Genomic DNA, 14,717 nt, shown 5'->3' with positions numbered 1-14,717 from the left:
CAATCACTCCTTGATTGCGCCCTGTGTTATACCTTCTATAAAGTATCTGTTAAAAAACAAGTAAACGATTAAAATAGGCAGTATGCTCATTATTGTGCCGGCCAACATTGTATTCCAAGCTGCTACGCCGTCTCCCTGATCTTTCAATAAGACAACGCCCACGGTAAGAGTGCGCAACTTCGGCTGTGCGATGGTAAAGGCAAGAGGCATCATGTAATTATTCCATGAATCCCTGAATGAAAGAATTGCGGCCGTCGCCAATATGGGTTTTATTATCGGAAGTATTATTCGTGTATATATATGAAAGGTGCTTGCACCGTCTATTCTTGCGCTTTCGTCGATCTGCCTCGGTATTCCGTCGCAGTAGCCCATAATGAGAATAGAATAAAACGGCTGGAGCGTGGCGACTTCCGCAATCACCATTCCCCAAATTGAATTTAAAAGTCTCATCTTATTGCAAAGCAAAAAAATAGGATAAAGCGTTACGGCGCCTATTAAAAAAAGCATGACGATAAATGTAAAAGTGAGGGCTTTTTTTCCTGGAAAATTAAAACGGCTCATAACGTATCCTGTCATACTGGTCGTAATAACCGTTCCGATTACCGAAAACAACGAAAAAGATATGCTGTTCAACGTGTACCTGGCAAAATTTGCATGTTTCCATGCGTTAGTATAGTTTTTCCATTGGAACACATCGGGAAAAATCTTTGTTCCGCCGACAAGAAATTCATTGATGGTTTTAAATGAGCCTCCGAACGCATATACGAGAGGAAATCCTATAAATATTATGACAATCGTAAGGATAAAATAGATCAATATCTTTGAAACGATACGTTTCGCTCTGCTTTCTATCATATCGAACTCCTACTCGCTATCTTTCATTTTTCTTGTAAAATAGCTGTATACGCCCGTAACAATCAGTATTATAAATGTGGTCACTATGCTTACGGCAGATGCGTACCCGTGCTGCGGAGTACCGGGGTTTTCGAAAAAATATCTAAAAATGTACATCGTCATCACGTCGGTAGCGTTTCCGGGGCCGCCGTTCGTAAGCGCTTTTACGGAATCAAAAAGCTTTAACGTGTTTAAAATGGAGAGCATTGAAATAATTTGAAACATTTTGCCCATCATCGGAATTGTTATCTTAAAAAAAATCTGTCTGGAATTTGCACCGTCAATCGTTGCGCTTTCAATCACATCATGAGGAATTCTCTGAAGCGCGGCGAGAAATAAAACCATATAAAACCCCACCCCGCTCCACGTACAAAAAACAACCACTACCAATTTCGCAAGAATTCCTTTTCCCAGCCACTCTATGGGTTTTAGAATAATATGAGACGCCTGTAAAAGGCCGTTGACAATACCGTTATATGAAGCGAACATTAAAAAAAACACGATCCCCATTATCGCGGTGCTTGTGATGTTGGGAACAAATATGACAGCCCTTGCAATTCCGCTCCCTTTGAATTTTTTATTGAGTAAAGCGGCAAGAAAAAGCGCAAACGGAATCTGCACCAGCGGAATAAATATGCCGAATTCCAATGTGTTTTTTACCGAAATCCAAAACGATGTGTCAAAAAAAACCCGCAAATAATTATACAAGCCTATAAATATCGGATCCGAAAACCCGTTATACTGCATAAAACTGTAATACAATATATAAATTACCGGATAAATTCCAAACAAAACTACCAAAATAACCGTCGGCGTAATCATAAGGTACTGAGCGGCATGCTTTTTGAGCGATTTTATGATAGCGTTTTTTTGTTCCGAAGAATTAAGCTGTCTCATAGTTTCCTTTTTTATTGAATGGAGCATGGAGCTGTGTCAAAAGCATTTGTTTTCCCGCAGCCCGCCGAGTTTAAAAATAAATCTTTGTATTATAATGACTTATCTTTAAACTTCGCCTATAAAGAACGAAACTGCCCAAAAGTTTAAGTTTTCGGACAGCTCCATTCTTTATATTTTTATTTTTTTATCCACGAAGGATCTATTGCGCCACTTTTTAAGGCTTTATTAAACGCATCGCTATAGCGTTTATTCAGATCGTCTATAGCGGCATCGAGTTTCTTTGAAATATCTCCGCCCTGCGTAGCTTCGGCAAACAGGTTCGTGAATACCCTGTTTCTGTTTTCTCCCTCGAGAACTATAAAATAGTGCGGTTCAAAGTAAGGAATCGTAAGATCGTCCGTTTTAAAACCGTATTTTATTCCTTTTATATCGAATTTATCCGTGGGAAGATTTTCAGGTCTGTTTGCAGCCATATATGTCCTGGGTACCGGCATAAACCGATTTGCAAGTTCCTGGTGCGAAAGCCAAAAAGCATAAAACTTTTTTGCAGCTTCTTTGTTAGGCCCGTTGGTAATGCACCATGCAAGACCAGACTCCGCCCAGTACTTATCGGCGACTTCGCCTGCAAAGACAGGGAGCGGCGCTATGTCATAGTTACAGCTTCCCTTGAACTGCGTGGGAAATTGTCCTACCATCCAGTTTCCGTCAATATACATGCCGACCTTTCCCGCATAAAAATTTGCTCTGAGCGGATCGATGCCCATAGTCAAATATCCGGGGAAAAGAGATCCGTCTTTCATAAGATCGATATAGAAGTTGAAAAAACGCTTATTGGTTTCGAACATATATTTGTTCTTGTCCACATTGTATCCGTATCTTCCGCATTCGTTTTGAGCAATGAGTATTGGGTCTATAACCCTTTCCCAAATCTGATTAACTCCGAGGGGAAGTCCGAAGCCGTAAAAATCCCCTTTGCCTTCCTTTGTAATTATCTTTGCATATTCCTTTAACTCTTCCAATGTCTTGGGCGGATTGTCCGGATCGAGACCGCACTTTTTAAAAATGTCCCGGTTATAATAAAATCTGTATCCGCTGATTCTGACGGGAACGGAATAAGGTTCTCCTTTATATTGCAAAGAAAGAGATGAAAACGCATTGGGATGTAGACCTGAAACAAGATCGGGCGTCAAAACATCCGTAAGAGGAATAATATTACCTGCCTTTGCAAGATCATTGACGGTTATGCCGGCGCTGGCTTCTACTATATCGGGCGCGTTGCCGCTGGCAAAAGCCATTTGAACTACCGACGGATAGTTCTCACCGTAATACTCATAACTTACGTGAGTGTCGGGATTTGCCTCGTTGAATGCGTTTATAATCGCATCAAATCCTGCGTCAGGGCCGCTTTGTCTTACCCAAATCTTCACTTCCGCTGTTTTGGATCCTTTTGCAGACTCACTGCTTCCTGCGGCAAACAACATTGAACAAGCCGACAGAAAAGCCGCAAGGCTGAGAATAAATTTTGAATATCTGTTCATATTCGCCTCCTTGTTATGATATTACTATATCATGCAAAAAGAACTCCTGTGATGATATTGTTAGAATGAAACAATGTTTTTGTTAGATTTGAAACAGATTATCTCTAAACGCGCTGGGCATTATTCCCGTCGATTTTTTAAACACCTTCGCAAAGTGCTGTGAACTGCAGTATCCTACTTCTTCGGCGATAACTTGAATTTTCATATCGGTCGTTTGTAAAAGCCGCTTCGCATTTTTAATTCTTACTTCCGTAACGAAGTCGATAAAAGACATACCTTTGTATTTTTGAAAACTTTGAGAAAGATAGGAAGGATTTATATTAAAATATTCCGCGACAAAATTTCTCGTAACGGTACAATAATTTTTTTCCACATAGCTTGATATGTCTTCGATCATCGATTCCGTTACGCTATGCTTTTTTAATTCGGTTCGCATGTTTTTTATGCATAATTTGACTATATCTCTGAGTTTTTCATTCACTTCATCCGACGGCACCGCGTTTGAACAAAACGCTTTTATCTCAATGGAAAAATTTACAAAGCAAAAATTCTTTATTTCATTTATAAGATCGTTAATCGCTCTTCGATCATCATCGAGATAATTTTTATTGTAAATCAATAAAACTATGTGAGAGTTTGAATACGGAATAAAAATTCCCGCGCCCGTTCTTTCTATAAAATTCTCAATATATGACGCAGCAGCCCTCTTTTTATCGCCGTCTTCGCTTAAGACTGACAGAGGTTCGATGACGACAAGGACAAAGAACGACGGCATTTTCTCTATCTCAAAAAAACTGAATATGTCTTTTAAAGTTTTTCCCGGAAGATTTCCGTCCAAGTATTCCCGCATCATGTCATTTAGAGCAATGGAACGAAAGGCGCTTTGCTTTTCTTCAAGCTCGATCATATTTTTTATGCGCTCTAAAAAACCTGTCAACTCTTTGCTGTTGATCGGTTTAAGAAGGTATCCCGTTATGCCGTACGACAAGGCGGTTTTTGCATATTCGAACGTAGCGTATCCGCTTAAAATCAATATCTTCGTTTTAGGATTGATATTCCGAATCTTAGAGATACATTCAAGTCCCGTATATACGGGCATTTGAATATCGGTAACAACAACGGAAGGACGATACTTATCGACAAGCTTTATAAGTTCTTCTCCGTCATAGGCCTTTCCCCTTATCTCAAAACCGAGTTCTTCCCAAGGAATTATACATTCGAGCCCGTCAAGAACTAAAGGTTCGTCGTCTGCCAATATTACGCTGTACATATTATTCAAACCTTCCAAGGCAAAGCGATTCGTATTACAGTCCCGTTTTTTTCACCGCTGCTTACGGAAAGTCCGTACGATTTTCCGTAATATAAGCGAATTCTGCTATTTAAATTTCTTAGTCCGATATGGTTTAAATCCTTATCGGGAGGCGTTTTTAATTTCTCGTTCAATTCCTTCAATTTTTCAGGTGAAATACCATTGCCGTTGTCCGAAAAAGTCAATATAAACGTCTTAGCGTCATCGATTACGGCGTTGATGGATATGTTTCTGTTATCCTTTTTGTTTCCCAATCCGTGCCGTATGGAATTTTCTGCGAGGGTCAGCAGCATGAGCCTTGGAACTTCCATGCTCATAAAAATCGGCGACACCGCGACGGACAGAACAATAGGAACTTTAAATCTTATATTTTGTAAAGCTATGTAATTTTCCACATAGCCGATTTCTTCCGTGAGCGAAATGAACGGTTCGCTGCCGTTCACGGCACGATACAAAATTCCAAGTTTTTCTATCATCGAAGCGGTATCTTGATCTCCGGCTATAACGGCTTTCATTCGGATGCATTCCAGAGTATTGAAAAGAAAATGAGGATCCAGTTGTCCCTGAAGGATTTTTAATTGAGCTTCCCGGTTCCTGAGAGTTATTTCACTGTTGCGTTTAATTAATTCTATTATTTTAATCAGCATGTGATTGGCGCTGTCCGCAATAAGTTTAAGTTCATCGTTGGACTGAACCGCCAAAAGTTCCCGCTTTCCGGTTTCGATCTGTTTCATCTGCATCAACAATTCTCGAATCGGGCGCGTCATCACTTTTGAATTCACAATTATCAATACGAGGGAAATCGCAAAGACAAAGAATGTGATCCAATTAAACATTTTATTCCCTTTCTTTATCTTATAAAAAAGCGACGCTTCAGGAATTATTCCGCAAACATATAAATTTGAATAATCCGAATATTCCGTAGTCACGATGGCGTTATTCGTACCGTCGCTCAGAGTAAGACTGAATTGCTGAAATCCTTTTTTAAGCTTCGGGCGAATAAGGTCAAGGGTACCGGATTCGAGCGTAGCGCCTTGAGAGTAGATGGCATTACCGTCAGCGTCAAGTATCGTAAGCGTCGATTCACCGAATTCTATTCCGGAAAAAATTTCATCTATCGCGTTAAGCCTCATATCAATAGCTATCAGCCCGATGATCTTGGGATTATCATAGTGTCGGATCTTTCTTATAAAAGAAAACACGCTTTGATTATAAAAACGAACGGACGGCGGTATTATCGTGTATAACTCATCCGATTCAAAAAAACCGTATTTATCGGCAAGTTCGTATAATTCCATGGGGTCGCCCAGATAATTATAAGGTCCCGCCGCGTAAGAATTGAAACCGTTAGATACTAAAATTCTCGCTATATCGGTTCTTATAAGCAAAACATGCTTCATTGCGTTTTGAATGGAAACGTCCACACCGAGATATTCCGAGGAATTTTTTTCAAGATTGTAATCCAATGCATTGAGAATTTCAGAATCGATAAGAACGATACGCGACAACCTGTCAATTTCATTAAATAAAACGTCAAGTCTTTCCGAAAATTGTTTTATAAGGATGCTGCTTTGAGAAAGGGCGTCTTCTTTGATTATTTCGGAAGCGACTCTAAAACCGAATACTTTTACAAAAAACACCGCAATTAAAAGAACCGCTGAAAAAGCCAAAGATATTTTTATGTTATACTTAATGACAAAGGGACGCAATTTTTTATCCGTCTGATTTTTTACTTTGAATCCCATAGCCTAATTCTATAACAATCAATATCGTATGTCAGCCTTTACATGCAGCTCATCTGTTCATAACCCCTGTGTAAAGTTCCTTTGAGTCGCTTACGCTCTTTATGCCAAAACGCTGCGTATCCGCAGGATCGGGAATTATATTCAAAAAAACGTCGTACTTTTCGGAAGATCGTATAACCCTTTTTCCGTCGTCACCCGAACCGTCCCATAAAATTTTTTCAGGGACGGCGCCGCCTGATCCGAACGTCTTGAGCGTTTTTCCGGCCTTGTCTTTTATCGTTAATTCCCACGTACCGACTTTTTCGGATGCATTGTTATAAGAAAGAGCGAATTCGGCAATATCGTCGACGCCGTCGCCGTCGGGCGTAAACTTTTTTGTAAGAACTTCCACAGAACAGCTTATCGCTTGGGGATCCGCATTCATATTCGAAGACAAAACCATGCCGGATTTTTCCGCAAAAGTCCGGCTTTGTAAAGAATTTTCCTGTTCCGCTACATCGCCGTCCGGTTTTGTCGGATAGCCGGGCAAGAGGATGTCTTCGTCCTGCAAAGGTCCTTCCTCTGCCGCGCCGTCAGGCGGCATAGAATTTTCCGGCTGAGACGATCCATCCGCATTTTTTTGATCCGGCCCTCCCGACAGCTCAGGCAGCAATATTCCGTCCTGTGCTCCTATAATTTCCGCATCCGCCGATTTTTTTTCCGCTTCCGGCCGAGAATGATCCCCGGCGGTTTCAGATACATCCGTTTTTACCAAACTGAGCAGGATCTTTTCCATGTCCGCAGTGAGCTGTTCCGTTTCTACCGGCTCGGAAATTACGGAAGATGAAGGATTTTGGGATATTCCCGAAGTTTCGTTGACTTCAGGAGACACGGGTTCATACAGCCGCGGCGTTACCGGCTCCGCATTCAATCCCTCATTCACCGGCTCAAATTCCACATTTTGTCCGCTGTCGGCGAGAAGCGTCGCCAGATCCCCCGGCAGCATTTCCGTTTGGGCTGCGAGAGCTTCTTGGGCAAGGCGATCTTTTTCGATCTGTTGTTCCAAAAGCTCTATGAGCTCTTTTATCTTTGGGGTTTGCTCGTTACCGCTTTCGAGCTTTATAAAATTCTCATAAGAAAGTTTTGCGTCTCCCCAGCGCTTAAGTTTAAGCAGAGTATTGGCCTTATTAAGTACGGGAGCGGCGCTTTCAGGCTGCAGCGTGCAGGCGGCGTTAAAATATTGAAGGGCGCCCTCGTAGTCTTTTAGAGCAAAAGCCGTATTGCCCGCATTCAAATTCAAAGTGTACTGATCGGAGCCCGGCAACAGGAGCGCTCTTTGAAAAACCGCAAGAGCTTGAGAGTATTTTTCAGTCTGATAATAACATATGCCAAGGTAATTGTACAAAACAGGATCGCTGCCTGGTTTTTCAATTTCTTTTTCAAGGACCAGGATGGCAGCTTCAGGCTTATTAAGGCGGAATAATTTTTCGCCTTCGCTTTTTGCAGCTCCGTCCTGCGCGCACATCGCGCCGGCCGCCGCAAAAAAAAGCCCAGCAAAAATTACATACTTACACTTCAAAATCTTATACCTCGTATTAAAAAGGCCTGCACACCCGGCAGGATGGCGTCGTCGCGCAAAAAAATCCGGTCGCCAATCCGTCATTTGACATATTCGTATAAATTTACTACTCTATTATATTCGGAGGAATTATGGCTTTTGTACAGATAATTGTTTTAATAGTTCTTGCCTTCGGCGTAGGAACCCTGATCTTATTCGTAGTAAAATCGGTTGCGGCTCCAAAACGCATAGAAGGAATTCAAAAGCTTATAAAACAGGGAAAAAACGTTCAAGCCATAAAATTGGCAAAATCGCTTCTCGCAAAGTCTCCGAACGATTATATGGCGCATTATTTTTTAGGTAAAGCCTATCTTGCGGATAACCGAACCGAATTGGCTCTCATGGAATACAAGACTGTAAACCAAACGGCAGTCTTTGGCGAAGGGCTTTCCGAGCTCGACTTCAGAAAGGAAATTTCAGCCCTTTATTCAAAATACAATCTTTTGAACGAGGCTTTAAAAGAATATCTTCTATTAACTAAACTGGAACCCAAAAATCCTGAAAATTTTTATAACGCAGGTTTTATATACGATAACCAGGGACATCCGGAAGTGGCTCTGGGTTTTTATCAAAAAGCGATCTCGCTTAACAAACGTCATCAAAAGGCGCACGCAGCGTTGGGGCTTATATTGTACAACATGAAGCAGCTCGCCGAAGCCAAGCGGGAAATTGATCTTGCCATTCAAATAAATCCCGACATGGCCTCCAACTACTATTATCTTGGAAAAATCTTAAAAGGGAACAAGGATTACGGAGCTGCGGTAAAGGCCTTTGAAAAATCTTTCCGCGACCCCGTCTTTAGGCAAAAATCTCTTATCGAGCGCGGAACATGCTTTATGCTGGCCGACAGCCTAGACAATGCGGCGGCGGATTTTGAACGGGCCGTCAATGCGGGAAAGAACGGAAATTCCCGCGACACGTTATATGCACGCTATTTTCTTGCCTCGTGTTTTGAAAAACAGCGCAAAATTGAAAAAGCCATAGAACAATGGAAGGCCATATTTGAAAAAGATAAAAATTTCCGTGACGTAGGTGCAAAACTTAACGAATATCAGGATATTCAAACAAACGATTCTATAAAAGAATATTTAACCTGTAACGATGCGGATTTTTTTGAAATATGCAAAAAAATAGCCGTTTCCGCGCTCAACGTAAGTCCTCAGCAGGTAAGCGCCATAAAAGACGGATGCCAAATAATAGCTACCGACAAAAGTTCTGAAGATTGGCGCAACGTGCGCAAACAGCTGTTTATGCTCTGGTTTAACCGCTCGTCGGCGACTCTTGAAGACAACATAATAAGAGAGGCGCTTGACAAGGCAAAGGAGCTTTCGTGTTCCAAAGCGGTTATCATTTCAAGCTCGGGTTACTCGCGGCCGGCAAAAAATTTTGCGGAAAACAGGCCGATAGAATTAATAGACCGAGCGAAGCTCGATTCTCTTATGACAAAGGTAAGCATTTAACCTGAAGGGAACGATAAAATGAAATTTCTTTGCGTGTCAGATCAGATCGATCCCCTCGTCTACAGCTCCAACGCTAAAGAACGCTTTAAAGACGTAGACGCAGTATTGTGCGCAGGAGATCTTCCGCTAGATTATGTCGATTTTATTGTTTCGACGCTTAATAAGCCTACGTTTTTTATCTTCGGCAATCACAATCTCAACGAATTCCATCTGTATCACGGCAGATCCGCCGATATTCTCGTTCCAAATTTACCTACCCGCAAAAACATTGCTCAAACCGTTTTCAAATCGTTCGGCCACGGAGCCGATTATGTAGGATTTAAAATGTTGAGGGTAAAAGAAATTCCCGTAACCGTAGCGAAAACAAATAAAAAAACGCCGCTGCTGATGGCGGGAGTTTCCGGCTCCATAAGATACAACAACGGAATGAATCAATACACAGAGTTTCAAATGCTTTTAAAATTGCTGAAACTCATTCCCGGCATGATCATAAATAAAATACTGTACGGACGATACGTCGACATATTTTTAACGCATGCTCCGCCGCGTCACATACATGATCTTGAAGACGACTGCCATAAAGGGTTTAAATGTTATAACTGGTTTATAAAAAAATTCAGTCCCCAATTTATGGTGCACGGTCACATACATCTTTACGACAGCCGTGCGGAGCGAGAGACTTTGTGCGGCAGAACGAACATCGTAAACGCATTCGGCTGCATAATAATTGAAATGCCTGAAAATATTTAAAGGAAATTTAAATATATGAACGATATGAACTCGGACCATGATTTTTCAAAAGCCTATAACAAAGCTCTTGTACATGAAATTCAAAGTCTCTTAAATCCGGGCGAAGCTTCTTTAATATCCTTTGCGGACGTAAAAGAACTGTTAAAACCGCAAAATGAAAGCTACGAGGGCATAAAAACCGTTCCGGTAGCGTCGATAGTCGGCAGCGAAGACCGTTACAGAGATTTTGACAAAGAATTTTTCCCAAAAAACTTACATTTAAAATCCAGGTGGGAAAGTATTGACAACGCGATCAACAGCGGAATAACTCTGCCGCCCATAAATCTGTACGAGGTCGGAGGATTGTATTTTGTAAGGGACGGGAATCACCGTGTGTCCGTGGCAAAAGCTCAGGGAATAGAATTTATCGACGCGGAAGTGGTCAGCCTTAAAACCGAAATAAAGTTAAAGCCGGGACAATCTTATAAAAAAATAAAGAAACAAGTCATAAACTATGAAAAACGGGTGTTTTATTCGGAAACCGCCTTCGGCGACATAACCGACTACTGGTGCCTGGATTTTTCCGCGCCGGGTCAATACGACGTTATTTACAATCACATACTTGCGCATAAAAATTACATGAACCAAAACCATGCCCAAGAAACAGGCATGCCGGATGTGATCATGTCTTGGTACACAAGCGTTTACACGCCGATCATCCAGCTCATAAGTAAAAAACACATACTCAAGCGCTTTCCCGGAAGAACGCAAAGCGATTTATATGTGTGGTTTATAAAATATTGGGACGAACTTAAGAAAAAATTCGGCGAAGACTATGCTTTGGATAAAACCGTAACGGAATTTTCGAAAAAATACGGGATGGGCTTTTTTCAACGTTTAAAAAACATAATGGAACATCTAAGTTTGAAAAAGTAGCGGTACCGTGCTATAATTTAAGCATGGAAATGACTATCCGTAAAAGCGGCGAAGTATATATTGTTGACGTACTCGGCGAAATGGATCTGTACAATTCATATAAATTAAAAGATCTCATATCCAAAATGATCGAAAAAGACATAAAAGCTTTTGTGATCAATTTGGACAAGGTCGATTATATAGACTCTTCGGGGATCGGAGTTCTTATCTACATATGCACTACCGTAAAAAAAGCCGATCTTCAGCTTGCGATAACCAACGTGCACGGTTCCGTTCAAAAAGTTATAAGCCTTACTAAATTAAACGTATTTTTTCCCATAGTCGATACCGTAGATAATGCGGTTGAAAAATTAAGCGATCCGGATAAAAAAGATGACTGAAATCCGTTGTAACTCAAACGATCCCTTGTTTGACAAAACAAACATGCTGAAAAAGGAATTTCCGTCCGATTGGCGACGAATCAGATATTTTACGCTTTTAATAGTTCAGTCGGCGCCGTTTCAGGGCGAAGAAATGGCCATACTTGAGCAGCAAGTCTGCGAGATAATAAAAAATGCAATAAAACACGGCAATAAATGTGATCTTACAAAAAAAATAACCGTCTATTATTCTTTCAGCAGCTCTCACGCCCATCTGATCGTAGAAGACGAAGGCGAAGGATTTAAAGAACTTGAAAAATGGAACGAGTTTAACAAAAACCGCCGCCGCGCCCTTGAAGCAAACGATCTTAAGGTGCTCGCAGACTATGTTTCTTTTAAGACAGAAGAAAGTGCCTCCGATGACGGAGGTAACGCCCTTTTTGCCGCATTGGAATTTTGGAACGAAGGAATAGCGTTTAACGAAAAAAGAAACTCTATTGCTATGTACAAAACCTATCCCCAAAAATGATAATCGGTAGCTGATGATTTTAGGGGGAAGCGATATTTTCAGTATGAGGCGGATTATACACGCATCGTGTCGGCCGCATTTATAGCAGACACTTTTATTTCGCAAGGAACTCAGCCGGACAAACAAAAAAAGCCGCAAAAAGCGGCTTTGGAGATGGGGGGAATTGAACCCCCGTCCGAATACGTAAAACAAGTACCTCTACAAGTTTAGCGGTGCGAGGTGATTGTCGGGAAACGGTGGCAGCACCGCAAGCGTCGTTTCCGTATTTCGATTGTAAGTCCCGCATAAAGACCGAACACATTATGCGGCAAGCCCCGATTTGTGACAGAAATCCCGAATGCTCGGAACAGCGCAAACAGGTTTCCGGCTCAAACGCAGCTTACGCGGCGAGAGCTAACTGAGAATTGTCTTCTGCAGTTAATTTTTTTCGTCTGTTTAAAGGACAGGCGTAACCTTACTTGCAGCACAGGCTCTCCCGTACCCGTCGAAACCGGTGCATCCCCGATTCTATATACGTATAATATAGTAAAAAAGCGGCAAAAAATCAAGTTTTAACTTCGACGGCCATATGACGCCCTGTGCACTCACTGTCCCCGCCTTTTGTGCACACACTCCGTCTTCTAGCGGCATTTTCCCGCCTATCAAATTATCATAAAATTTCAGCGTATCTTACGAAGAAAGGCGTCCTTAAATCCGTTAGCCTTGAATTTAGCCAATACCGTATTGTACTCGTCACGCTCAAGGGGCCCTACAAGCATTTGATTTGCCCCCCCGCTTGCCAAAGGAACCATTACAAGCGGATAATTTCCCTTATAAGTGTTTATAAGTTTTCTGATATTCTCCGGCTCTTTCAGTACCGAAATCTGCACATAGTATTTTCCGCTTTTAAGATCATTGAGGCTTGCCACCGTGTAAGAAGCAAATTCTTCGGTGGAAACGGGAGCGGTCGCCGTTTTGGAATCCGTATCTTTGAAAGGTGCTTCCTCCTGAGGCGTTTTTGCAAAAGCATTCTCCGCATAATCGTCTTTTTCAACGGGTTTAGGGGCTTTGCCGTCGGGAGGATTTTCCGTCGAAGGAACTAAAACTATGGGAGCGTAGACTTCTCCCTGATCTTCTTCAGGGACGATAACGCTCACTTCGGGTTCTTCAAAAACCGCAGATCCGGGAGTTTCATCAGGATTGACGGGCTCCTCGGCGGCAATAACGGAAGGAGGGATCTCTTCGGCGATAAAAGGCTCTTCGAGCACAGGTTCAACGGAAGATTCGGCCGTTTCAGGAACGGGTTCAGCCGTTTCGGCGGCAAGCATATCGTTTTTTGCAGTGTCGGGCATTTCTGCGTCGCTTACGGCTTCTTCAACGGGAACTATGTTATTTTCACCGTCCACAGTAACCGCATCGGCTTTGACAGCAGAATCGCTTATGTCCGAGGGGGGCATAATATCGTTTACAACTTCATCATCCACTTTTTCAGATTCAACATTCGTATCTGAACTTGCAAGCAACACGTCTTCCGTAAGAACTTTTTCTACAGGAGGAATTTCTTCCGTGGAGATTTCTTCTACTTCAATATCTTCATTATCTTCTTCGGCGATATTTACATCTTCAACTGTTTCGAGAGGCGCAAAAATCGTCTCCCCCTCGCCTACTGTTTCGGCGTCCACCGTTTCGGAAACGAAAGGTTCCGCTTCGGCTGTTTCCGCAATCTTTTCACCTTCTCCGCGCGCGATAGTCGCTGTTCCGAAAACCTGCTCGTCCATTCCTCCCGTACGCTTGGTGAGTTTTACAAGGTTGTTTGCATTTTTTTCGATTCCGAGTTCAGTCGCGGCTTCCGGCGACAAAAGAATCGCGACGCCTTCCGAAGGATCAAGGGAACCCAAAACAAGAATATCCGCAGATCTTCCGTTTACGGGATTAATCACGTTCACGCTGTCGCCGGGCAAGTATCCTATCGTCTTACAAAAAAGTCCTGCAGGCAAAACATCTTTATCCGCAACCACTGCGCGTCCGTCTACGGAAGGACTAAAACCCATAAAAAACATTCCTGCCAAGAGTACGGTAATTATATGTATGAATATTTTTTTCATATGGCTCCTCACTTTTCAGATCCTATTTTAATCTGCTTTGCAACATCAACTGCAAAATTTTGTATTTCCGTCTCATCAAGCCGTTTCGCCCGGACGGATCCTATCGGTTTTACTCCGGAAGCGCTCCGCCTGTTTTGTGCAACTGAAATCAGTTCCCAGCCGATTTTTTTTAAAACCGGATAGTTGTCAGGAAGTCCGTCCTTAACGAATCCGTCTTTTTCGTATTCGAGCGTAACCTTTGCAAGGAACTCCATATACCCTTGTGCTGCTTCGATAAACACGCGATTTAACGCGTCTTCATCTGCATGGCTATCCGCACAAAGAATTACGGGGGCATCCGTCACTATATCGCCGTATTCAAAAAAACAATCTATAAGATCCTGAGCAAAAATACTTGTCGACTCAAGGGTCTCATTCACGTCCTCATATTGCTGTATCACTTGTATTACGACGGACAAGGCTGCAGCGCGTGCGTGGAGTAAAAAGATGAGAACCGTAAAAGTTACTGTGATACGCTTTATATTCATATTTAAGTGCGAGGCCGGTCCATGAAATTTTGTCTTTAGCAAAACCGAACTCTTAATATATTTTCGGAAAAATAAAGAAAACTGTTTAGCGCATATTTCAATTTATTGCAGTT

At 42.1% G+C, this 14,717-nt stretch carries 13 protein-coding genes and 1 other RNA gene; 5 read left to right on the top strand and 9 right to left on the bottom strand.

From position 1 onward, the window contains the following. Positions 1 to 3: 3 nt before the first annotated feature. From HRQ91_RS04860 to HRQ91_RS04835, 6 genes are all read right to left on the bottom strand, one after another. Positions 4 to 855: a carbohydrate ABC transporter permease gene (locus tag HRQ91_RS04860; protein WP_210116674.1), complete on the bottom strand. Its 852-nt coding sequence runs from the start codon at positions 853 to 855 to the stop codon at positions 4 to 6. Between the two features lie 9 nt (positions 856 to 864). Then, positions 865 to 1,791 carry a carbohydrate ABC transporter permease gene (locus HRQ91_RS04855; protein WP_210120516.1) on the bottom strand — a complete coding sequence of 309 codons (927 nt, stop codon included), beginning with the start codon at positions 1,789 to 1,791 and terminating at the stop codon, positions 865 to 867. Positions 1,792 to 1,967: 176 nt separating this feature from the next. Continuing rightward, the gene (locus HRQ91_RS04850) at positions 1,968 to 3,329 is read right to left on the bottom strand and encodes an ABC transporter substrate-binding protein (protein ID WP_210120515.1); all 1,362 of its coding nucleotides are present in this window, start codon (positions 3,327 to 3,329) and stop codon (positions 1,968 to 1,970) included. Positions 3,330 to 3,411: 82 nt separating this feature from the next. Beyond that, positions 3,412 to 4,599 carry a response regulator transcription factor gene (locus tag HRQ91_RS04845; RefSeq protein ID WP_210120514.1) on the bottom strand — a complete coding sequence of 396 codons (1,188 nt, stop codon included), beginning with the start codon at positions 4,597 to 4,599 and terminating at the stop codon, positions 3,412 to 3,414. A 5-nt stretch (positions 4,600 to 4,604) separates the two neighbouring features. Further along, positions 4,605 to 6,383 carry a sensor histidine kinase gene (locus HRQ91_RS04840; protein WP_210120513.1) on the bottom strand — a complete coding sequence of 593 codons (1,779 nt, stop codon included), beginning with the start codon at positions 6,381 to 6,383 and terminating at the stop codon, positions 4,605 to 4,607. 49 nt (positions 6,384 to 6,432) lie between these two features. Further along, on the bottom strand, positions 6,433 to 7,941 hold the full coding sequence (locus tag HRQ91_RS04835) for a tetratricopeptide repeat protein (protein ID WP_210120512.1): 1,509 nt from the start codon (positions 7,939 to 7,941) through the stop codon (positions 6,433 to 6,435). A 131-nt stretch (positions 7,942 to 8,072) separates the two neighbouring features. Here HRQ91_RS04835 and HRQ91_RS04830 point away from each other — a divergent pair, with 131 nt between their 5' ends. Genes HRQ91_RS04830 through HRQ91_RS04810 form a run of 5 tightly spaced genes read left to right on the top strand, consistent with a single transcriptional unit; the run spans position 8,073 to position 11,993 of the window. Then, entirely contained in the window at positions 8,073 to 9,440 is a 1,368-nt protein-coding gene (locus HRQ91_RS04830) for a tetratricopeptide repeat protein (RefSeq protein WP_210120511.1), read from the top strand. An 18-nt stretch (positions 9,441 to 9,458) separates the two neighbouring features. Next, the gene (locus HRQ91_RS04825; RefSeq protein ID WP_210120510.1) at positions 9,459 to 10,190 is read left to right on the top strand and encodes a metallophosphoesterase; all 732 of its coding nucleotides are present in this window, start codon (positions 9,459 to 9,461) and stop codon (positions 10,188 to 10,190) included. A gap of 15 nt (positions 10,191 to 10,205) precedes the next feature. After that, entirely contained in the window at positions 10,206 to 11,105 is a 900-nt protein-coding gene (locus HRQ91_RS04820; protein WP_210120509.1) for a transcriptional regulator, read from the top strand. A gap of 23 nt (positions 11,106 to 11,128) precedes the next feature. Then, a complete protein-coding gene (locus tag HRQ91_RS04815) occupies positions 11,129 to 11,485 on the top strand; it encodes an STAS domain-containing protein (RefSeq protein ID WP_210120508.1) in 357 nt (118 codons plus the stop codon). Further along, positions 11,469 to 11,993 carry an ATP-binding protein gene (locus tag HRQ91_RS04810; protein WP_210118650.1) on the top strand — a complete coding sequence of 175 codons (525 nt, stop codon included), beginning with the start codon at positions 11,469 to 11,471 and terminating at the stop codon, positions 11,991 to 11,993. Before HRQ91_RS04815 ends, HRQ91_RS04810 begins: the two co-directional genes overlap by 17 nt. A gap of 147 nt (positions 11,994 to 12,140) precedes the next feature. Here HRQ91_RS04810 and ssrA read toward each other — a convergent pair. The 3 genes from ssrA to HRQ91_RS04795 form a co-directional block, all read right to left on the bottom strand. After that, positions 12,141 to 12,496: a transfer-messenger RNA gene (gene ssrA, locus HRQ91_RS04805) on the bottom strand. Positions 12,497 to 12,652: 156 nt separating this feature from the next. Next, on the bottom strand, positions 12,653 to 14,077 hold the full coding sequence (locus tag HRQ91_RS04800) for an SPOR domain-containing protein (RefSeq protein ID WP_210120507.1): 1,425 nt from the start codon (positions 14,075 to 14,077) through the stop codon (positions 12,653 to 12,655). Between the two features lie 8 nt (positions 14,078 to 14,085). Further along, on the bottom strand, positions 14,086 to 14,604 hold the full coding sequence (locus HRQ91_RS04795) for a hypothetical protein (RefSeq protein ID WP_210120506.1): 519 nt from the start codon (positions 14,602 to 14,604) through the stop codon (positions 14,086 to 14,088). Positions 14,605 to 14,717: the final 113 nt, after the last annotated feature.

The sequence above is a fragment of the Treponema parvum genome (assembly GCF_017893965.1).
Lineage (GTDB): Bacteria > Spirochaetota > Spirochaetia > Treponematales > Treponemataceae > Treponema_D > Treponema_D parvum.
This window is presented reverse-complemented; position numbering and strand designations above follow the sequence as displayed.

Coding starts and splice junctions, on each gene's coding strand:
- HRQ91_RS04860 (WP_210116674.1), bottom strand. CDS start 855: ATGATAGAAAGCAGAGCGAAACGTATCGTTTCAAAGATATTGATCTAT.
- HRQ91_RS04855 (WP_210120516.1), bottom strand. CDS start 1,791: ATGAGACAGCTTAATTCTTCGGAACAAAAAAACGCTATCATAAAATCG.
- HRQ91_RS04850 (WP_210120515.1), bottom strand. CDS start 3,329: ATGAACAGATATTCAAAATTTATTCTCAGCCTTGCGGCTTTTCTGTCG.
- HRQ91_RS04845 (WP_210120514.1), bottom strand. CDS start 4,599: ATGTACAGCGTAATATTGGCAGACGACGAACCTTTAGTTCTTGACGGG.
- HRQ91_RS04840 (WP_210120513.1), bottom strand. CDS start 6,383: ATGGGATTCAAAGTAAAAAATCAGACGGATAAAAAATTGCGTCCCTTT.
- HRQ91_RS04830 (WP_210120511.1), top strand. CDS start 8,073: ATGGCTTTTGTACAGATAATTGTTTTAATAGTTCTTGCCTTCGGCGTA.
- HRQ91_RS04825 (WP_210120510.1), top strand. CDS start 9,459: ATGAAATTTCTTTGCGTGTCAGATCAGATCGATCCCCTCGTCTACAGC.
- HRQ91_RS04820 (WP_210120509.1), top strand. CDS start 10,206: ATGAACGATATGAACTCGGACCATGATTTTTCAAAAGCCTATAACAAA.
- HRQ91_RS04815 (WP_210120508.1), top strand. CDS start 11,129: ATGGAAATGACTATCCGTAAAAGCGGCGAAGTATATATTGTTGACGTA.
- HRQ91_RS04800 (WP_210120507.1), bottom strand. CDS start 14,077: ATGAAAAAAATATTCATACATATAATTACCGTACTCTTGGCAGGAATG.
- HRQ91_RS04795 (WP_210120506.1), bottom strand. CDS start 14,604: ATGAATATAAAGCGTATCACAGTAACTTTTACGGTTCTCATCTTTTTA.